The organism is Streptomyces sp. NPDC005761 (genome assembly GCF_040630635.1).
Taxonomy (GTDB): domain Bacteria; phylum Actinomycetota; class Actinomycetes; order Streptomycetales; family Streptomycetaceae; genus Streptomyces.
In genome coordinates, this window is sequence record NZ_JBEXXX010000006.1 from 26,615 (window position 1) to 42,279 (window position 15,665).

General features: G+C 71.6%; 12 protein-coding genes and 1 pseudogene. 10 read left to right on the forward strand and 3 right to left on the reverse strand.

Annotation, left to right across the window (positions count from 1 at the left end; all coding sequences use genetic code 11):
• Positions 1-197 precede the first annotated feature (197 nt).
• The 5 genes from ABZ434_RS07930 (at position 198) to ABZ434_RS07950 (ending at position 2,673) form a co-directional block, all read left to right on the forward strand.
• Complete coding sequence (locus ABZ434_RS07930) at positions 198-389, forward strand: chaplin (protein ID WP_359133261.1); 192 nt, start codon at positions 198-200, stop codon at positions 387-389.
• Between the two features lie 441 nt (positions 390-830).
• A complete protein-coding gene (locus ABZ434_RS07935; RefSeq protein WP_359132937.1) occupies positions 831-1,121 on the forward strand; it encodes a hypothetical protein in 291 nt (96 codons plus the stop codon).
• Between the two features lie 187 nt (positions 1,122-1,308).
• Positions 1,309-1,719: a rodlin gene (locus ABZ434_RS07940; protein WP_326739624.1), complete on the forward strand. Its 411-nt coding sequence runs from the start codon at positions 1,309-1,311 to the stop codon at positions 1,717-1,719.
• 220 nt (positions 1,720-1,939) lie between these two features.
• Positions 1,940-2,143 (forward strand): hypothetical protein, encoded by a 204-nt coding sequence (locus ABZ434_RS07945; RefSeq protein WP_359132938.1) that lies wholly within the window; start codon positions 1,940-1,942, stop codon positions 2,141-2,143.
• Positions 2,144-2,262: 119 nt separating this feature from the next.
• Positions 2,263-2,673, forward strand: a complete 411-nt coding sequence (locus tag ABZ434_RS07950; RefSeq protein ID WP_359132939.1) for a rodlin — start codon at positions 2,263-2,265, stop codon at positions 2,671-2,673.
• A 126-nt stretch (positions 2,674-2,799) separates the two neighbouring features.
• Here ABZ434_RS07950 and ABZ434_RS07955 read toward each other — a convergent pair whose 3' ends face one another.
• On the reverse strand, positions 2,800-3,300 hold the full coding sequence (locus ABZ434_RS07955; RefSeq protein WP_359132940.1) for a DUF5949 family protein: 501 nt from the start codon (positions 3,298-3,300) through the stop codon (positions 2,800-2,802).
• Positions 3,301-3,669: 369 nt separating this feature from the next.
• Here ABZ434_RS07955 and rsgA point away from each other — a divergent pair, with 369 nt between their 5' ends.
• Positions 3,670-4,848 carry a ribosome small subunit-dependent GTPase A gene (gene rsgA / locus ABZ434_RS07960; protein ID WP_359132942.1) on the forward strand — a complete coding sequence of 393 codons (1,179 nt, stop codon included), beginning with the start codon at positions 3,670-3,672 and terminating at the stop codon, positions 4,846-4,848.
• A gap of 70 nt (positions 4,849-4,918) precedes the next feature.
• Positions 4,919-6,253 (forward strand): annotated as a pseudogene (locus ABZ434_RS07965) (AlkA N-terminal domain-containing protein); the annotation flags it as partial.
• Positions 6,254-6,338: 85 nt separating this feature from the next.
• On the opposite strand, the gene ABZ434_RS07970 reads toward ABZ434_RS07965, so the two are convergent.
• Both ABZ434_RS07970 and ABZ434_RS07975 read right to left on the reverse strand, forming a co-directional pair.
• Entirely contained in the window at positions 6,339-6,821 is a 483-nt protein-coding gene (locus ABZ434_RS07970) for a DUF456 domain-containing protein (protein ID WP_359132943.1), read from the reverse strand.
• 102 nt (positions 6,822-6,923) lie between these two features.
• Positions 6,924-7,913 carry a helix-turn-helix domain-containing protein gene (locus ABZ434_RS07975; RefSeq protein ID WP_359132945.1) on the reverse strand — a complete coding sequence of 330 codons (990 nt, stop codon included), beginning with the start codon at positions 7,911-7,913 and terminating at the stop codon, positions 6,924-6,926.
• Between the two features lie 210 nt (positions 7,914-8,123).
• On the opposite strand from ABZ434_RS07975, the gene ABZ434_RS07980 reads away from it, so the two are divergent.
• The 3 genes from ABZ434_RS07980 (at position 8,124) to ABZ434_RS07990 (ending at position 15,630) form a co-directional block, all read left to right on the forward strand.
• The gene (locus ABZ434_RS07980; protein WP_359132947.1) at positions 8,124-11,891 is read left to right on the forward strand and encodes a S8 family serine peptidase; all 3,768 of its coding nucleotides are present in this window, start codon (positions 8,124-8,126) and stop codon (positions 11,889-11,891) included.
• A 140-nt stretch (positions 11,892-12,031) separates the two neighbouring features.
• Positions 12,032-13,765, forward strand: a complete 1,734-nt coding sequence (locus ABZ434_RS07985) for a protein phosphatase 2C domain-containing protein (RefSeq protein ID WP_359132949.1) — start codon at positions 12,032-12,034, stop codon at positions 13,763-13,765.
• Between the two features lie 122 nt (positions 13,766-13,887).
• Positions 13,888-15,630 carry a pyruvate dehydrogenase gene (locus ABZ434_RS07990; protein ID WP_359132951.1) on the forward strand — a complete coding sequence of 581 codons (1,743 nt, stop codon included), beginning with the start codon at positions 13,888-13,890 and terminating at the stop codon, positions 15,628-15,630.
• The last annotated feature ends 35 nt before the right edge of the window (positions 15,631-15,665 follow it).

Sequence of the window (15,665 nt, forward strand, 5' to 3'; positions counted from 1 at the left end):
CGGGCGGATTCAGAAGAATCTCCCCGACGAAGAGTTTCGCTTACCGTCTGAAATCGTTACGAATTGCAGCGGCGGAGTTACGAGTGATCAGGACCGCGCTCGTGCGGCACGAAAGTCGTGGCCGCTCCGGATTCCGCCGAAAGAAAGGGTTGACAGTGAAGTACACCAAGATCGCCGCCGTTGCCGCCGGAACCCTGATGGCGATGGGCACCGCCGTTCCGGCCTTCGCCGACTCCGGCGCCGAGGCCGCGGCCGTGCACTCCCCGGGCGTGCTGTCCGGCAACGTCGTCCAGGTTCCGATCCACGTCCCCGTGAACGTCTGCGGCAACACCGTGAACGTCATCGGGCTGCTGAACCCGGCCTTCGGCAACTTCTGCGCCAACTTCTGATTGGCGCGCGCCGAATCCGTTCGGCGCCGGTCTGCCCCGGATCGCATTCCATGCGATCCGGGGCTTTCCTCTTTTCTGCGTTCCGTCCCGGGAGTGCGCTGCCCTCCTCGATGCGGCGGAACGGCCCGAAGGTATTCCGCCGGCCCGGGGCGCGGTGCGCCGGCGGCTGGGGGCGGACATCCGGGCGGGCGCGCGGGACGGAGTACGGACAGTGCACCACCGAACCGTGTCCGGTGTCCTCCCCTGTACTCGAATCAGTGATTAGTCATGCAATCCTCCGAAGCCGCGGGAAGTCGTCCGGAGAAAAGCGGCACCGTCCAGTTGCCCGTCAGCAATCAGATCGTTACCCAGAGAGAAAGCGGCAGAAGTCACAGCTAAAGAAGGCTGGTGCGGCGCGGGGACGCGACCGAAACGGATGCCGCTGCAGAAGGGAACCCGAAAGTGAAGTACGCGAAGACAGCTGCGTTCGTTGCCGGTTCCGTGGTCGCTCTCGGAACGGCTGCTCCCGCCTTCGCCGTTACCAACGCCACGGCCCCCAGCTTCAGCCTCGACGGCGGTGTCAACCAGGTGGTGGCCGCGGCCCCGCAGGCCGTCGACCCGGTCGTCGACACCGTCGGCGGTGCCGCAGAGGCGCTGCAGAAGGACGGCACCGTCACCAAGGTCGCCGGACAGGCCACCGGTGCGGCCAAGGGTGCCGCCCCGCTCATGGGCGGCCTCCCGATCGGCGGCTGACCGTCCCCACGACGGCGGTTCCCGCCTCTTACCGAGGCACGCGCATTTCTCCGGTGCCGCGCATTCCGTAACCGTACGGAGCGCAGGAGCACCGTTCGAGTGAAGCGCCACAACCATTCCCCCCACCGCGAGTTGATCAGTTCGCTCCGGACAGGCGGGCAACAGAAAACCCCAGAAGGGCTATTTCATGATCAAGAAGATTATGGCCTCGGCAGCCGTCGCGGCATCGATCGTCGGCGTCTCCGCCGCGATCGCGCCGCAGGCCATGGCGATCGGCAACGAAGAGGGCACCACGTCGGTCAACGGCAACGGCGCCGTGCAGTCGTACGGCAACTCCGCCACCCACGGTGACTGGAGCCCGCAGTTCGCGCTGATCCAGGGCTCGCTCAACAAGCCCTGCATCGCTCTTCCGGCCAAGGCCAACGTCGGTTCGCTGCTCGGTGCCATCCCGATCGCGGTCCAGGACATCAACGTCCTGTCCTCGCCGCAGAACCAGCAGTGCACCGAGAACTCCACCCAGGCCAAGGGTGACGAGGCTCTGTCGCACATCCTGTCCGGGATCCCGATCCTGTCCGGCAACGGCGTCGCCAACGACTGACGTTCCCGAGGCGCCCGCGACTTCCGAGGCGCCCGCGGTTCCTGGACCACACGTGGGGCCGACCCGTCCTTGCGGCAGCCGGATTTCCGGCCGCCCGGGCGTGTCGGCCCCACGTCGTGTGCCGGGGCGAGGCGGTGCGCTCCCCCGAAAGGAGGGGTCCGCTGAGCCGGTTGCCGTAGGGATGGCGCAGGCTCACCGCCGTACCGGGTAAGGGCCACTCATGGACCAGCACGACAGTCAGCGACGGCAAGATCCCCATGGGCACCCGCAGGACGGCACACCGATCTACGACCGCCTCCTCGCCGAGTGGCAGGCGGCGGCGCGCGGGGACCAGGCACCGCCGGGCGGTTCGGAGTCCGCGCCCGCCGGCGTGGGCGGCCTCGTGCCCGGAGCGCGCATCTCCGGCGAAGGGGCGCGGGGTTGACGCCCGGACGTCGAACTTACGCCGGATCGAACCCATTTGAGTGGAACCGCGGAACCGAAGCCTCCGTATGAGGTTGATCAGTACGTTCCAGAACGGAACGCTCCGAAAGGTGAAGCGTGATGAAGAAGATGATGGCCGGCGCAGCAGTGGCCGTGTCCCTGGTCGGCCTCTCGGCCGCCGTGGCCCCCTCGGCCATGGCGATCGGGAACGAAGGGGGCACCACGTCGGTCAACGGCAACGGTGCCGTGGACTCGTTCGGCAACAGCGTGACCCGGGGTGACGGCAGCCCGCAGGTGCAGCTCGTCCAGGGTTCGCTGAACAAGCTGTGCGTCGGAGCGCCGATCAAGGCCAACGCGGGTGCGCTGGTGGGCATCATCCTGCCGGTGGCGGTCCAGGACATCAACGTCCTGTCCTCCCCGCAGAACCAGCAGTGCGCCGACAACTCGACCCAGGCCAAGGGCGACGAGGCCCTCTCGCACCTCGTGAACGGCATCCCGGTCCTCTCCGGGAACGGCATCGGCAACAACTGAGTCCGACACACACACCGCGGGCGGCCCGGAAGGTCTCGGGCCGCCCGCGGTGCGTGGGTGAGGCACCTGAGCACGCGGATGCCCACCGCCCCACGGGGGCGGTGGGCATCGTGCGTGGCGGGGCGGTCAGCCCAGGCTGCGTACCGGAAGGACGCAGTGGGCGGAGCTCGCGATGACCTCCGGGTCGCCCGCGAAGAGGCGCAGCTCCTCCTCGCCCACCGGGAGCCCGGGGGCTCCCTGCGGCCAGGGGCGGGTGGCGAACATCGCGTGCACCTCTCCCTGTGCGGTGGCGGCCGCCAGCCACTGGGGCGGCACGGGGTACTGGGCCTTGAAGTGAGGAAGCGTCAGGACGGCCTGGCCTGCCTGGACGAGGAGCTTCACCGGCAGGCCCGGAGTCTCGTCGGCGCGTACGGGGGCTCCGCCGGCCGGGAGCCCGCAGCGGTTCAGGGCGATGCGCATGGCGGCCTCGCCGACTGCGGGGCCGTCGCATCCGTCGCCCAGCGAGTAGGCGAGCAGGAAGGCGACGTCGTGCCCGTCGTGGGGGTGCTCGCCGCTCCAGCCGATCAGGATGAGCGTGCCCAACTGGGCCTGGGTGAACGTGCCGGGGGCTGTCTGGGGGGAGGTCATGTCCGGCACCCTAACCGTCCGCGACCGGTCGATCTCCATGCGTATCACCCGATCGAGGGAGGGGAGGTGCGATTCCGGTCGTAGGCCCCGGACTTCCCTCGGCGCACCGGAACGGAGCCCCGCAATAAATCCGTTGACGCCCCCCGGCCGCCGCGGGCTATCGTGGGCAGCGTTACGGACGGCGGGGAAACCGTCGGTGCCGGACCGTGCGTGAAACCGGAGGTGAGGACATTGATGACTGTCGCTGCGATGGGCGCTGCCCACAAGCCGAAGAGCATCATTCCCACCCCCGTGGCCGCCGGCTGACCCACCTCGAGAACTTCCGCGCCGCAGTGCGCATCGCCGGGGCCACCCTGTGAAGGGTTTCCCTTGTCTTTCCCGTCTTCCTTCTCTTCTTCCTCCTCCACTCTTCAGGGCTCCTCGTCGGCGCACCCCCTGACCGCCTACGGCTGGGACGACGCCTGGGCGGCCGACTTCGCCCCGTACGCCGAACAGGGGCTGCTGCCGGGACGCGTCGTGCGCGTCGACCGCGGGCAGTGCGACATCGTCACCCCGCAGGGGACGGTCCGCGCCGACACCGCGTTCGTCGTGCCCCGTGACCCCATGCGGATCGTCTGCACGGGCGACTGGGCAGCCGTCGACCCCGACGGCGACCCGCAGTTCGTCCGTACGCTGCTGCCGCGCCGGACCGCCTTCGTCCGCTCGACCTCGTCCAAGCGTTCCGAGGGCCAGGTGCTCGCCACCAACATCGACCACATCGTCATCTGCGTCTCGCTCGCGGTGGAGCTCGACCTCGGACGGGTGGAGCGGTTCCTCGCCCTGGCCATGTCCAGTACCGGCGGAGACGCGCTGCTGCGTGACGCGGCGTCGGCCGGGGACGGGGTCGCCGAGACCGTCGTCGTCCTGACCAAGGCCGACCTGGTCCCGGACCCCGTCACCCTGTCCCACCTCGTCCAGGACATCGAGCGTCTCGCGCCGGGCGTGCAGGTGCTGCCCGTCAGCTCCGCCACCGGTGAGGGAGTCGACGTGTTCTCCGCCATCGTCTCCGGCGGTACGAGCGTGCTGCTCGGTGTCTCCGGTGCGGGCAAGTCCACGCTGGCCAACACCCTGCTCGGGCACGACGCGATGGAGGTGCAGGCAACCCGCGACATCGACGGCAAGGGACGGCACACCACCACGACCCGCAACCTGCTGGTCCTGCCGTCCGGCGGTGTCCTGATCGACACCCCGGGACTGCGCGGGGTCGGTCTGTGGGACGCGGAGACGGGCGTCGGCCAGGTGTTCTCCGAGATCGAGGACCTGGCCGCGCAGTGCCGGTTCCACGACTGCTCGCACGAGGCCGAGCCGGGCTGCGCGGTGCTGGCGGCGATCGAGGACGGATCGCTGCCCGAGCGGCGCTACGACAGCTACCGCAAGCTGCTGCGCGAGAACCAGCGGATCGTCGCCAAGACCGACGCCCGCGTGCGGGCGGAGATCCGGCGGGACTGGAAGCGCAAGGGGGCCGAGGGCCGGGCCGCCATGGAGGCGAAGCGCGGCCGGGTGCGGTAGCGGGGGCCTCTGGTCGACGTCCGGAAACCGCGAGTGCGGCGGTGCCCGGGGGAGCACACTGGACGGTGTGATGGACGAAGAGACCAGGTACGAGGCGGTGAGCAGCCGCGACGCGCGTTTCGACGGGGAGTTCTTCTTCGCCGTCGAAACGACCGGCATCTACTGCCGGCCGAGCTGCCCCGCCGTCACCCCCAAGCGCAAGAACGTCCGCTTCTACCCGACCGCGGCCGCTGCCCAGGGCAACGGCTTCCGGGCGTGCAGACGCTGCCGCCCGGACGCCGTGCCCGGCTCCGCGGACTGGAACGTCCGGGCGGACGTCGTCGGCCGCGCCATGCGGATGATCGGCGACGGCGTGGTGGACCGGGAAGGCGTCCCCGGTCTCGCCCACCGGCTCGGCTACAGCTCCCGGCAGGTCCAGCGGCAGCTCAACGCCGAGCTGGGCGCCGGGCCCGTCGCCCTGGCCCGAGCCCAGCGTGCGCACACCGCGCGGCTCCTGCTCCAGACCACCGCGCTGCCGGTCACCGAGATCGCCTTCGCGGCCGGGTTCGCCAGCGTGCGCCAGTTCAATGACACCGTCCGGCAGATCTACGCCCGTACCCCGAGCGAACTGCGCACCGAGGCCGGCACCGGGCTCGGCGCCGCAGTCCGCCAGGCCCGCACCACCGGCATCCCGCTCCGGCTCGCGCACCGGGGCCCGTACGCGGCCCGTGAGGTCTTCGACCTGCTCGCCGCCGAGACGGTCGACCGGATCGAGGAGGTCAGCGGGGAGCCCGGGGCCCGCACCTACCGCCGCACCCTGCGCCTGCCGCACGGCACCGGCATCGCCGCCGTGGACGAGCGCTCCGCGGGCTCCTGGCTGGAGGCCCGCATCCACCTCACGGACCTGCGCGACCTGACCACCGCGGTGCAGCGGTTGCGCCGCCTCTTCGACCTGGACGCCGATCCGTACGCCGTGGACGAGCTGCTCGGTGGCGACCCGCTGCTCGCGGCCGGGGTCGCCGCCCGCCCGGGGGTGCGCTCGCCCGGCACGGCGGACCCCGAGGAGTTCGCCGTACGGGCGTTGCTGGGCAGTTCGGCCGCCGGTGAACTGGTCGAGGCGTACGGCAAGGTCCTGGACGTGCCCTGCGGCGGGCTCACCCATGTGTTCCCCGAACCGGGCGTCCTGGCCGGGGCGGAGTCCGGCCCGGATCTGCGGGCGCTCGCCGCCGCCCTCGCCGACGGCGCCGTACGGCTCGACGCGGGCGCCGACCGGGACGAGTCCGAGCAGGCGCTGCTGCGGCTGCCCGGCATCGACCCCGCCACCGCGAGGCTGATCCGGATGCGAGCCCTGGGCGACCCCGATGTGGACCCGTACGGGACGCCCGGCTCGGACCGGTGGCGGCCCTGGCGCTCCTACGGCGTACGCCGGGCGGCCGTGCAGGGGCGCGAAGGGCTCCCGGCGTAGGGCGGTCGTGGACGGGTGCCGCCGAGGTGACGACGACGGAGGGGCGTCAGCCCCAGATCACCGCACCCAGCCACGCCCCCGCCACGAGCAGGCACGCGAACAGCTCGACGAGCACGGAGTAGCCCGTCGCCCGCATCACCGAGCGGACCGACGCCCAGCCGGCCCCGCGGCTGCCCAGGCGCAGCCGCTCGGCCCCGTAGATCACGCCCACGTATCCGGCGATGGCTCCCACTACGGGGAGCACGAAGAATCCGGTGATCGCGCCGATCCCGCCGAGCATCAGCGTCCGACGCGGAGCGCCGGACTCGCGGGGGCGGCGCGGCGGCAGCAGCGGTTTCAGCGCCTGGTTCAGCAGGAGCAGCGCCGTCGCCCCGATCAGGACGCCCCAGGCGGCCGGCGTGATGTCCGTCAGCGCCCACCACAGGACGGCGGCCCAGACGATCGCCTGCCCGGGCACACCGGGCACCAGCACACCGATCAGGCCGAGGAGGATGACCAGGCCGACGGCGACGAGCTGCCACACACTCATCTGACCAGCCTGCCGGAGTCCGGCCGGTCCTGCCCGTCGTCGCGCTCCGGCCCGGGCCCGTAGGCGCAGCTCAGAGCCGTGACGGAGGGGACTGCGGACCTCTCAGGGGCGCGGCTCGCGGGCGACCCAGCCCCGCTCGTACGCATGCCAGCCCAGCTGGAGCCGGGTCGACACCCCGGTGAGCTCCATCAGGCCCTTGACCCGGCGTTGCACTGTCCGCAGCCCCAGGTCGAGCTGTTTCGCCACGCTGGCATCGGTCAGTCCGGCCAGCAGCAGCGACAGGATCTCCAGGTCCGTCGGATCGGGCCCCGTCGTGTCCTCGCCGACCCGGCCGCTCTCGGCGAGCCGCAACGGCATCGCCTCGCGCCACACCGCCTCGAAAAGCCCCGTGAGTGACTCCAGCAGCCCGGAAGCATGCACCACCAGGGCCGCCGGCTCCGCGCCGCGGCGGGTCAGCGGCACCATCGCCAACGCCCCGTCCGCGACGACCAGCTTCGTCGGAACCCGGTCCACGACACGGCACTGCTCATTTCGGCTCAGCGCCGCCGACAGCTCCACTATCCCCGACGGCAGTCCCAGCACCTCGCGCTCGACCACCACCCGGAACGAGACCCCGCGGGTGGCTGCCTGCTCCTCGGATTCGTTGTCGAGCCCGCTGACCGCGATCGGGTTCCCGGTGACCAGGGCGCACACCTCGCTCGTCGCCCCCAGCTGCAACTGGTGGAAACGATGAGCCACGGCGCTCGCCCCGGTGACGACCTCGACCAGATCGTGCACGGCGGGCTCGGCCGCGTCCGCGCGGTACTCCTCCGCCAGCAGGACCGCGGCCAGCTCCGCCTGCTCCAGCTCGTGGCGCTGCTGCGTCAGCAGCGCCCCCAGGGCGACCCCCGGCGGCGCCGCCACCCACCGTCCCGTCCTCGCCGACGACTGGGCGGCGAGTCCGTGCTGCTCCAGCCGTCGCAGTGCCCGCTCGGTGTCCCGTTCGGGCAGCGCCAGCCGGTGTGCGAGATCGGAGACCTCCGCGGCTCCCACCGCCACCAGCGCGCGATAGGCCGACTCCTGCGTCTCGTCGAGACCTATGGCTCCCAGCATCCCCGGACCCCTCCCGACCGCGTTGCTTCCCTGTGATTCGTCCTGCTCGGCCGGCCTGCGGTGGCGGAAAGCGGCCACGGCGTAAACCCGCCGTGGCACATCATCGCTGTACCCCCCGTCACTCTGCCAATGTGGCGCCACCGCAGCACCAACAACCTCCGGAATGCAGGCGTTTACGCCTGTCCGTTCCGGTTTTACTTGGGGAGAGCGATGCGTCCGATATCGCGTACGGCACTGGGGGCGGCCACCGCCGCCGTCCTCGCCGTCACGGTGATCGCGCCGTCCGTGGCAGCGCCACAGGGCGACGCGGGCACGAAGAGACCGCTGACCGGCGGCGCGGCCGCCGCTGCCGAGGCGGTCAAGCCGGTCGCCGTCACACTGGTCACCGGCGACAAGGTGCTGGTGCACACCGACGGTTCGGGGAACGCCTCGGCCACCGCGGCGGCACGCGAGGACGGCACCGTCCCCCTCGTCCAGACCCGCCGCTCGGGAAAGGACCTGTACGTCTACCCGGACACCGCGGTGAAGGCGCTCGCCGACGGCACCGTCGACGAGGAACTCTTCAACGTCACCGGGCTCATCCGGCAGGGCTACGACGACGCGCACGCGGACTCCGTCCCGCTGATCGCGACCTACTCCAAGGACACCGCGCGCAGCGCGCCCGCCACCCCGCGCGGCGCCGAGCGCGGCCTCGCCCTCCCCGCCATCGACGGCGTGGCGCTCAAGGCCGACAAGCAGCGGACCGCCGGATTCTGGGCGGACGTCACCAGCACCCGGTCCCGCTCCACGGCAGGGCTGAAGAAGCTCTGGCTGGACCGCAAGGTCGAGGCCAGCCTCGACCGCTCCACCAAGCAGATCGGCGCCGACCTCGCGTGGGCCGCGGGCTACGACGGCAAGGGCACGAAGGTCGCCGTCCTGGACACCGGCGCCGACGCCGGACACCCGGACCTCCAGGGCCGGATCACCGAGTCGAAGAACTTCACCGACTCCGACACCACCGACGACCGCCAGGGCCACGGCACCCACACGCTCTCCACCGTGGGCGGCACCGGCGCGGCCAGCGACGGGAAGAAGAAGGGCGTCGCCCCCGGCGCCGACCTGCTCGTCGGCAAGGTGCTCAACGACAGCGGCTCCGGCGACTCCTCCTGGATCATCGCGGGCATGCAGTGGGCCGTCGACCAGAAGGCCGACGTCGTCTCCATGAGCCTGGGCAGCCAGACCCCCACCGACTGCACCGACCCGATGAGCATGGCAGCCGAGGAACTCGGCAAGAGCAAGGACACCCTGTTCGTCGTCGCCGCCGGCAACGCGGGACCGACGCTCAACACCGTCTCCTCGCCCGGGTGCGCACCCAGCGTGCTGACCGTCGGAGCGGTCGACCGCGACGACTCCACCGCCCAGTTCTCCAGCCGCGGGCCCGCGATCGTCTCGCACACCCTCAAGCCCGAGATCGCCGCCCCCGGCGTCGACATCTCCGCCGCCGCCGCAGGCGGCCGAGGCGTCTACGCGTACCAGTCGATGTCCGGTACGTCGATGGCCACCCCGCATGTCGCGGGCGCCGCCGCCATCGTCGGGCAACGCCACCCGGACTGGACGGCCCAGCAGGTCAAGGCGGCCCTCGTGTCGTCCGCGAAGAGCGACATCCCCGGTGACGTACGCGAGACCGGCGGCGGCCGGCTCGACGTCAAGGCCGCCATCGACACCACGCTCACCGGAGCACCCGCAGTCCAGGGCGGCACCTTCAACTGGCCGCAGGACAGCACGGACCGCACCACCGTCCAGGTCCCGTACACCAACACGGGCGACAAGCCGGTGAAGCTCTCGCTCGCCCTCCAGGGCGTCACGGGCAACGACGGCTCGGCCGTCCGGTCCTCCGTCGCCGCCCTCGGCGCGAAGAGCGTCACCGTGCCCGCCGGAGCGACCGTCCAGGTCCCGCTGAAGCTCGACCCGGCCGCCGGGCTCCGGAACAGCCAGTACGGCGATGTCACCGGCCGCGTGCTGGCCACCGCCACCGGTGGCGTCAAGGTCTCCACCCCGTTCTCGCTGTATGTCGGGGCCGAGACCGTCACCCTGCGCGTCAAGCTGATCGACCGCAACGGCAAGGCGGCCGCCGGATCGTCCTCGCTGGACGTCATCGGGACCGACACCGCCACCGGCGAGCGCCGCTTCAACGACGGCTCGACCGACCAGGTGTACGAGGTGCGCCCTGGCGCCTACTTCGTCTCCAGCTTCATCGTCTCGGGCGACCCCGAGGACGCCACCGGAAACCTCGTCGGTTCCGTCGGCTACCTCGCCCGGCCGCAGCTGAACGTCACCAAGGACACCGTCCTGGTGCTGGACGCCCGCAAGGCGCACCGGATGAAGCTGAAGACCGAGGACCGGGTCACCGAGACCCGCAGTGCCACCCTCGCCTTCGGGCGCAGCTGGGACGAGGTCTGGCGGCACTCCGGGTCCATCGCCGGCGGCAGTGTCATCGAGGACTATCTGGTCGACATCCAGGGCCGGGCCCAGGACGGCGACTTCGAGTTCGACAGCTTCTGGCGCGCCTACGCCCCGCAGATCGAGAAGCTCGCGGTCGTCGGAGGTGCCACGCTGCACCCCACCCCCGCGTCCACCGGCTCCGTCAACCTCGACGGAACGGGCCAGGCAGCGCTCGTCGACGCCGGCACCGGAACCCCCGATGAGCTGAAGGCCGCCGACGTCACGGGCAGGATCGCCCTGGTCGAGGTGGCGGACGACGGTCTCATGGCCGTTCAGGCACGCGACGCACGGGCCGCCGGTGCTGTGGCGATCATCGCGCACCGCCCGTCCGCCGGCCCGTGGAAGCCGTCCGTCGGCCTGGGCGTGGCGCCCCTGCCCTCACTCGGCATCCAGGCGGACGAAGCGGCCGCCCTGACCGCCGAGCTGGCCGCCGGACCGGTCGAGCTGAGCTGGAAGGCCACCGCGGCCAGCCCGTTCGTCTACAACCTGGCCTTCCCCGAGACGGGCACCGTCACATCGGATCGCACGTACAAGGTCAAGGACAGGACGCTCGGCAAGGTCGATTCCACGTACGAATCGATGGGCGTCACAACCGACTTCGTGGACACGCTGCTCGTCGCCCGCCCCTACGGCGCCAGGTACGGCGTGGGCTCGTTCGACAGTGTCGCCGCACCGGGCAAGCGCACCGAGTACTACTCGGCGGGCGACAGCACCTGGCAACAGGCGATCTCCTCCAGCTTCCCGTGGGGCGAGTTCATGATGGACAAGCTCCGTACCTACCAGCCCGGTTCGAAGCGCGCGGCCAACTGGTACCGGGGCGTCCTCGTCCCGTCCGCGCCCCGTGACGACCAGGGCGTCGAACAGCTCGCCGCCGAACGCCAGGACAATCTGATCGGCGTCGCCCCGGGCTTCTGGAGCGACACCGAACACAGCGGCCTCCAGGGCTCCTTCGGGGACATGGGCAGCATGCGCCTCACCAGCGGCGGTCAGGTGCTCGGCGAATCCGGCTGGCCGTCCGGGGTGTTCACCGTCCCGGCCGGGGACGCCGCCTACGAGCTCACCATGATGACCATGAAGTCCGGTCAGCCCGCGAGGGTGTGGGCGCGGTCCACCAGGACCGAGACCACCTGGAAGTTCCGTTCGCACCGCGACGAGAACGTCTACTCGCAGGGGATCCCGCTGCTCTTCCCGGGCTACGACCTGCCCTCGGACGGCATGAAGACCCTGGCGGCGAAGGACGGTCAGCAGATCGCCCTGAGCGTCTCGGGCCACGCCGGCTACACCCCCGGCCAGGTCACGGCCGCCAAGGTCTCGTACTCGTACGACGGTGGCGAGACCTGGACCGGGGCCACCACGGCACAGCGCAGCGGCCGTTGGACCGCGACCGTGAACCACGCGGACGCGGCGGGCAAGCCGGTCACCCTGCGCACCGAACTGACGGACTCCCACGGCAACTCCGTCGTCCAGACCGTGACCGACGCCTACGCCGTGCGCTGACGTCGCGTCACCCGACCGGTCCGCCGGGCGTCCTTCCCGTGGGGGGTGGGGCCGCCCGGCGGACCTCTTCCATGACGGGCCGCGGCCACTATTTCCGGATGTCCCGTTTTCGGGCGGCCTCCGCGGTGGACAATAAGGGCATGAGTCAGCAGGGGGAGAGGCCCGCCGCCCACGAGGACGACTGGTGGCGCAGGCTGTACGACGAATCCGCCCCGGACACCGGGGCCGGCCACGCGGCCGACAGTCTCGACGACCGTTTCGACTCGGCGTCGGGCGCGGTGGGATCCGATGGCGGTGACGCGTACGGGACCGGTGCCGCGGTGCCCGAACCGAGGGCGGCGCCTTCGGCGGCCACCCGAACGGCGGATCCGTCACCGGCCCCGCCGGCCGAGGTGACCGCGCACGCCCCCTGGGAGCCGCCGGCCGGCCCGCCACGACCGCGCACCTTCGCCGGTCCACCGCCCCCGCCCGCTCCCGTGCCGCCCCCGCCCCCGCCCGCTCCCGTGCCGCCCCCGCCTCCGGACCTCGCGCCAGAAACGCCGCAGCCTCCCGCCGACCCCCGCATCGCCCGGACCTTTCCGCCCGGGCAGGAGTCAGGGCCGCCGCCGCCCCCGGCCGCACCGCCGGGAGTCCCTCGGCCGCCGGCCCCCGTCGAGGCGCCGGCTCCCCCGCTGCCGCCGCCCCCTGCCGAGCCGCCGGCAGCCCTTCAGCCGCCTGTTCCCGTCGGGGCGCCCACCGCGGAAGCGCCCACCGCCGTGACCCGCCCGCCCGCGGTGCCGGACGAATCCGTGCCGCCCCTGCCCAGGCGCCCGGTCGCCGAACGGCCCCATGACGCCGTTCCGCCCGAACCCGCCCCGGAACCGGACCCCGGCCCCGAGGCGGCGGCGCCGCGTCCCCCGATCGGCCACGTGGGTGCGCGGCCGCCCACGTACGATGCCGAACCCACCGCGCTGCCCGCGAGCGACCCGCGCGAACTGCACGGCCTCGTCGCCGACACGGTGCTCGACGGTGCCCGGTACGGCACGTACACCCTGCGGGCCGCTTCGGTACGGGGCGACTCCGCCCGGTTCCGGGGCGAACCCCGGCGCGACGCACTGCTGACCGCGCGGTTCGGCGCCGCGGAGGGGGCCCTCGTCCTGGTCGCAGTCGCTGGCGGTGCCCGGTCGTCCGAGAGCGCGCATCTGGCGGCGGCCGACGCCTGCCACTGGATCGCCGAAGCGGTAGGCCGCAGCCACGCCCGGCTCTCCGACGACATAAGGGCGGGCCGCCGCGGCGACCTCAAATCCGGGCTGCACCGGCTGACCGACCGGAGTTACGGCAAGCTGCGGGCCCGCGCCGCCGAACTCGGCCGCGAACCGGACGAGTACACGGCGGGTCTGCGCTGCCTCCTGCTGTCCGCCGATCCCGAATGCCGTACCCGGGTGTTCTTCGGCGTGGGCGGCGGGGGGCTCTTCCGGCTGCGGAACGGCAGTTGGCACGACCTCGAACCGATCCTTCCGCAGCCCGGCGCGCTCACCGGCGAGGCCGTGGTGGGCTTCGGCTCGTCCCTGCCCGAGAGCGGGCCCGAGGGTGACCGGCTGACCATGGACCTGGGGGTCACCACCGGCCCGTCCCCGTACATCGAGGGCCCGGTCCCGCCTCCCGCCGAGCCCTTCCGCTTCCGGGCGTCGGTCGCCCGGCCGGGTGACACCCTGCTGCTGTGCAGTCCGGGTCTCGCCGAGCCGCTGCGCGGAGAGCCGGCCCTCGCCGAGGAACTCGCCGAGCGCTGGACGCCGGCCGAGGCGCCCGGCCTCGGCGTGTTCCTGGCCGACACCCAGCTGAGGGTGAAGGGGTACGCCGACGACCGGACGGCGGTCGGCGTCTGGGAGGCGTAAACACGTGCGCCGTGGGTTGATGGACTCCGGAGAACCCGTCCGGGCGAGGCTGCGGTGCCTCGGACCGCCGGACCGCCGTCAGCCGATCGTGCACGGAGCACGGGCAGAGGGAGTGCGCACCCATGGCCAAGCAGAACGTGTCGGAGCAGTTCGTCGACATCCTCGCCCGGGCGGGCGTGAAACGCCTGTACGGAGTGGTCGGCGACAGCCTCAACCCGGTCGTCGACGCCATCCGCCGCAACCCCGGCATCGACTGGATCCAGGTCCGGCACGAGGAGACGGCCGCATTCGCCGCCGGGGCGGAGGCGCAGGTCACCGGCGAGCTGGCGGCCTGCGCGGGGTCGTGCGGCCCCGGCAACCTGCACCTCATCAACGGTCTCTACGACGCGCACCGGTCCATGGCCCCCGTGCTCGCGCTCGCCTCGCACATCCCGTCGAGCGAGATCGGCCTCGGCTACTTCCAGGAGACCCATCCGGAGCTGCTCTTCCAGGAGTGCAGTCATTACAACGAGATGATCTCCAACCCGCAGCAGATGCCGCGGCTGCTCCAGACGGCCATCCAGCACGCGATCGGGCGGGGCGGCGTCGCCGTCGTCTCGATGCCCGGCGACGTGGCCTCCCAGCCCGCGCCGGAGAAGTCCGTCGAGCACGCCCTGGTCACATCGAGGCCCACCGTGCGGCCGGGCGACGCGGAGATCGAGAAGCTCTGCCGGATGGTCGACGAGGCCAAACGGGTGACCCTGTTCTGCGGGAGCGGCACGGCGGGCGCGCACGCCGAGGTCATGGAGTTCGCCGAACGGGTGAAGGCTCCCGTGGGCCATGCGCTGCGCGGCAAGGAGTGGATCCAGTATGACAACCCGTACGACGTCGGCATGAGTGGGCTGCTCGGCTACGGAGCCGCGTACGAGGCCACGAACGAGTGCGATCTGCTGATCCTGCTCGGCACGGACTTTCCGTACAACGCCTTCCTTCCCACCGACGTGAAGATCGTGCAGGTCGATGTGCGCCCCGAGCACCTGGGCCGCCGCTCCAAGCTCGATCTGGCGGTCTGGGGCGACGTCCGCGAGACGCTGCGCTGTCTGACGCCGCGGGTGAGGGCGAAGAGCGATCGCAAGTTCCTCGACCGCATGCTCAAGAAGCACGCGGACGCGCTGGAGGGTGTGATCAGCGCGTACACCCGCAAGGTCGACAAGCACGTCCCGATCCATCCGGAGTACGTGGCCTCGGTACTGGACGAACTCGCGGACGAGGACGCGGTGTTCACCGTCGACACCGGCATGTGCAACGTCTGGGCCGCCCGCTATCTGACACCGAACGGCAAGCGCCGGGTGATCGGTTCGTTCAGTCACGGCTCGATGGCCAACGCGCTGCCGCAGGCCATCGGCGCGCAGTTCACCGACCGGAACCGGCAGGTCGTGTCGATGTCCGGGGACGGTGGATTCACCATGCTGATGGGGGACTTCCTGACGCTCGTCCAGTACGACCTGCCGGTGAAGGTCGTCCTGTTCAACAACTCCTCGCTGGGCATGGTCGAGCTGGAGATGCTCGTCGCGGGGCTGCCCTCGTTCGGCACGACCAACAAGAACCCGGACTTCGCGGCTGTCGCGCGGGCCTCGGGGGCGTACGGCGTCCGCGTCGAGAAGCCCAAGCAGTTGGAGAGCGCCCTCAAGGACGCCTTCAAGCACAAGGGGCCGGCGCTCGTCGACATCGTGACCGACCCGAACGCGCTCTCCATCCCGCCGAAGATCAGCGCGGACATGGTGACCGGCTTCGCGCTCTCCGCCAGCAAGATCGTGCTGGACGGCGGGGTGGGCAGGATGGTCCAGATGGCCCGGTCCAACCTGCGCAACGTGCCCCGTCCGTAAGGGCACGAGGTGGGTGACGGGGCGTCAGAGGAAGT

What these genes read in the sequence shown, in the direction of transcription:
- ABZ434_RS07930 (WP_359133261.1), top strand. Translation starts at nt 198, where the DNA reads ATGGCGATGGGCACCGCCGTTCCGGCCTTCGCCGACTCCGGCGCCGAG.
- ABZ434_RS07940 (WP_326739624.1), top strand. Translation starts at nt 1,309, where the DNA reads ATGATCAAGAAGATTATGGCCTCGGCAGCCGTCGCGGCATCGATCGTC.
- ABZ434_RS07945 (WP_359132938.1), top strand. Translation starts at nt 1,940, where the DNA reads ATGGACCAGCACGACAGTCAGCGACGGCAAGATCCCCATGGGCACCCG.
- ABZ434_RS07950 (WP_359132939.1), top strand. Translation starts at nt 2,263, where the DNA reads ATGAAGAAGATGATGGCCGGCGCAGCAGTGGCCGTGTCCCTGGTCGGC.
- ABZ434_RS07955 (WP_359132940.1), bottom strand. Translation starts at nt 3,300, where the DNA reads ATGACCTCCCCCCAGACAGCCCCCGGCACGTTCACCCAGGCCCAGTTG.
- ABZ434_RS07970 (WP_359132943.1), bottom strand. Translation starts at nt 6,821, where the DNA reads ATGAGTGTGTGGCAGCTCGTCGCCGTCGGCCTGGTCATCCTCCTCGGC.
- ABZ434_RS07975 (WP_359132945.1), bottom strand. Translation starts at nt 7,913, where the DNA reads ATGCTGGGAGCCATAGGTCTCGACGAGACGCAGGAGTCGGCCTATCGC.
- ABZ434_RS07980 (WP_359132947.1), top strand. Translation starts at nt 8,124, where the DNA reads ATGCGTCCGATATCGCGTACGGCACTGGGGGCGGCCACCGCCGCCGTC.
- ABZ434_RS07985 (WP_359132949.1), top strand. Translation starts at nt 12,032, where the DNA reads ATGAGTCAGCAGGGGGAGAGGCCCGCCGCCCACGAGGACGACTGGTGG.
- ABZ434_RS07990 (WP_359132951.1), top strand. Translation starts at nt 13,888, where the DNA reads ATGGCCAAGCAGAACGTGTCGGAGCAGTTCGTCGACATCCTCGCCCGG.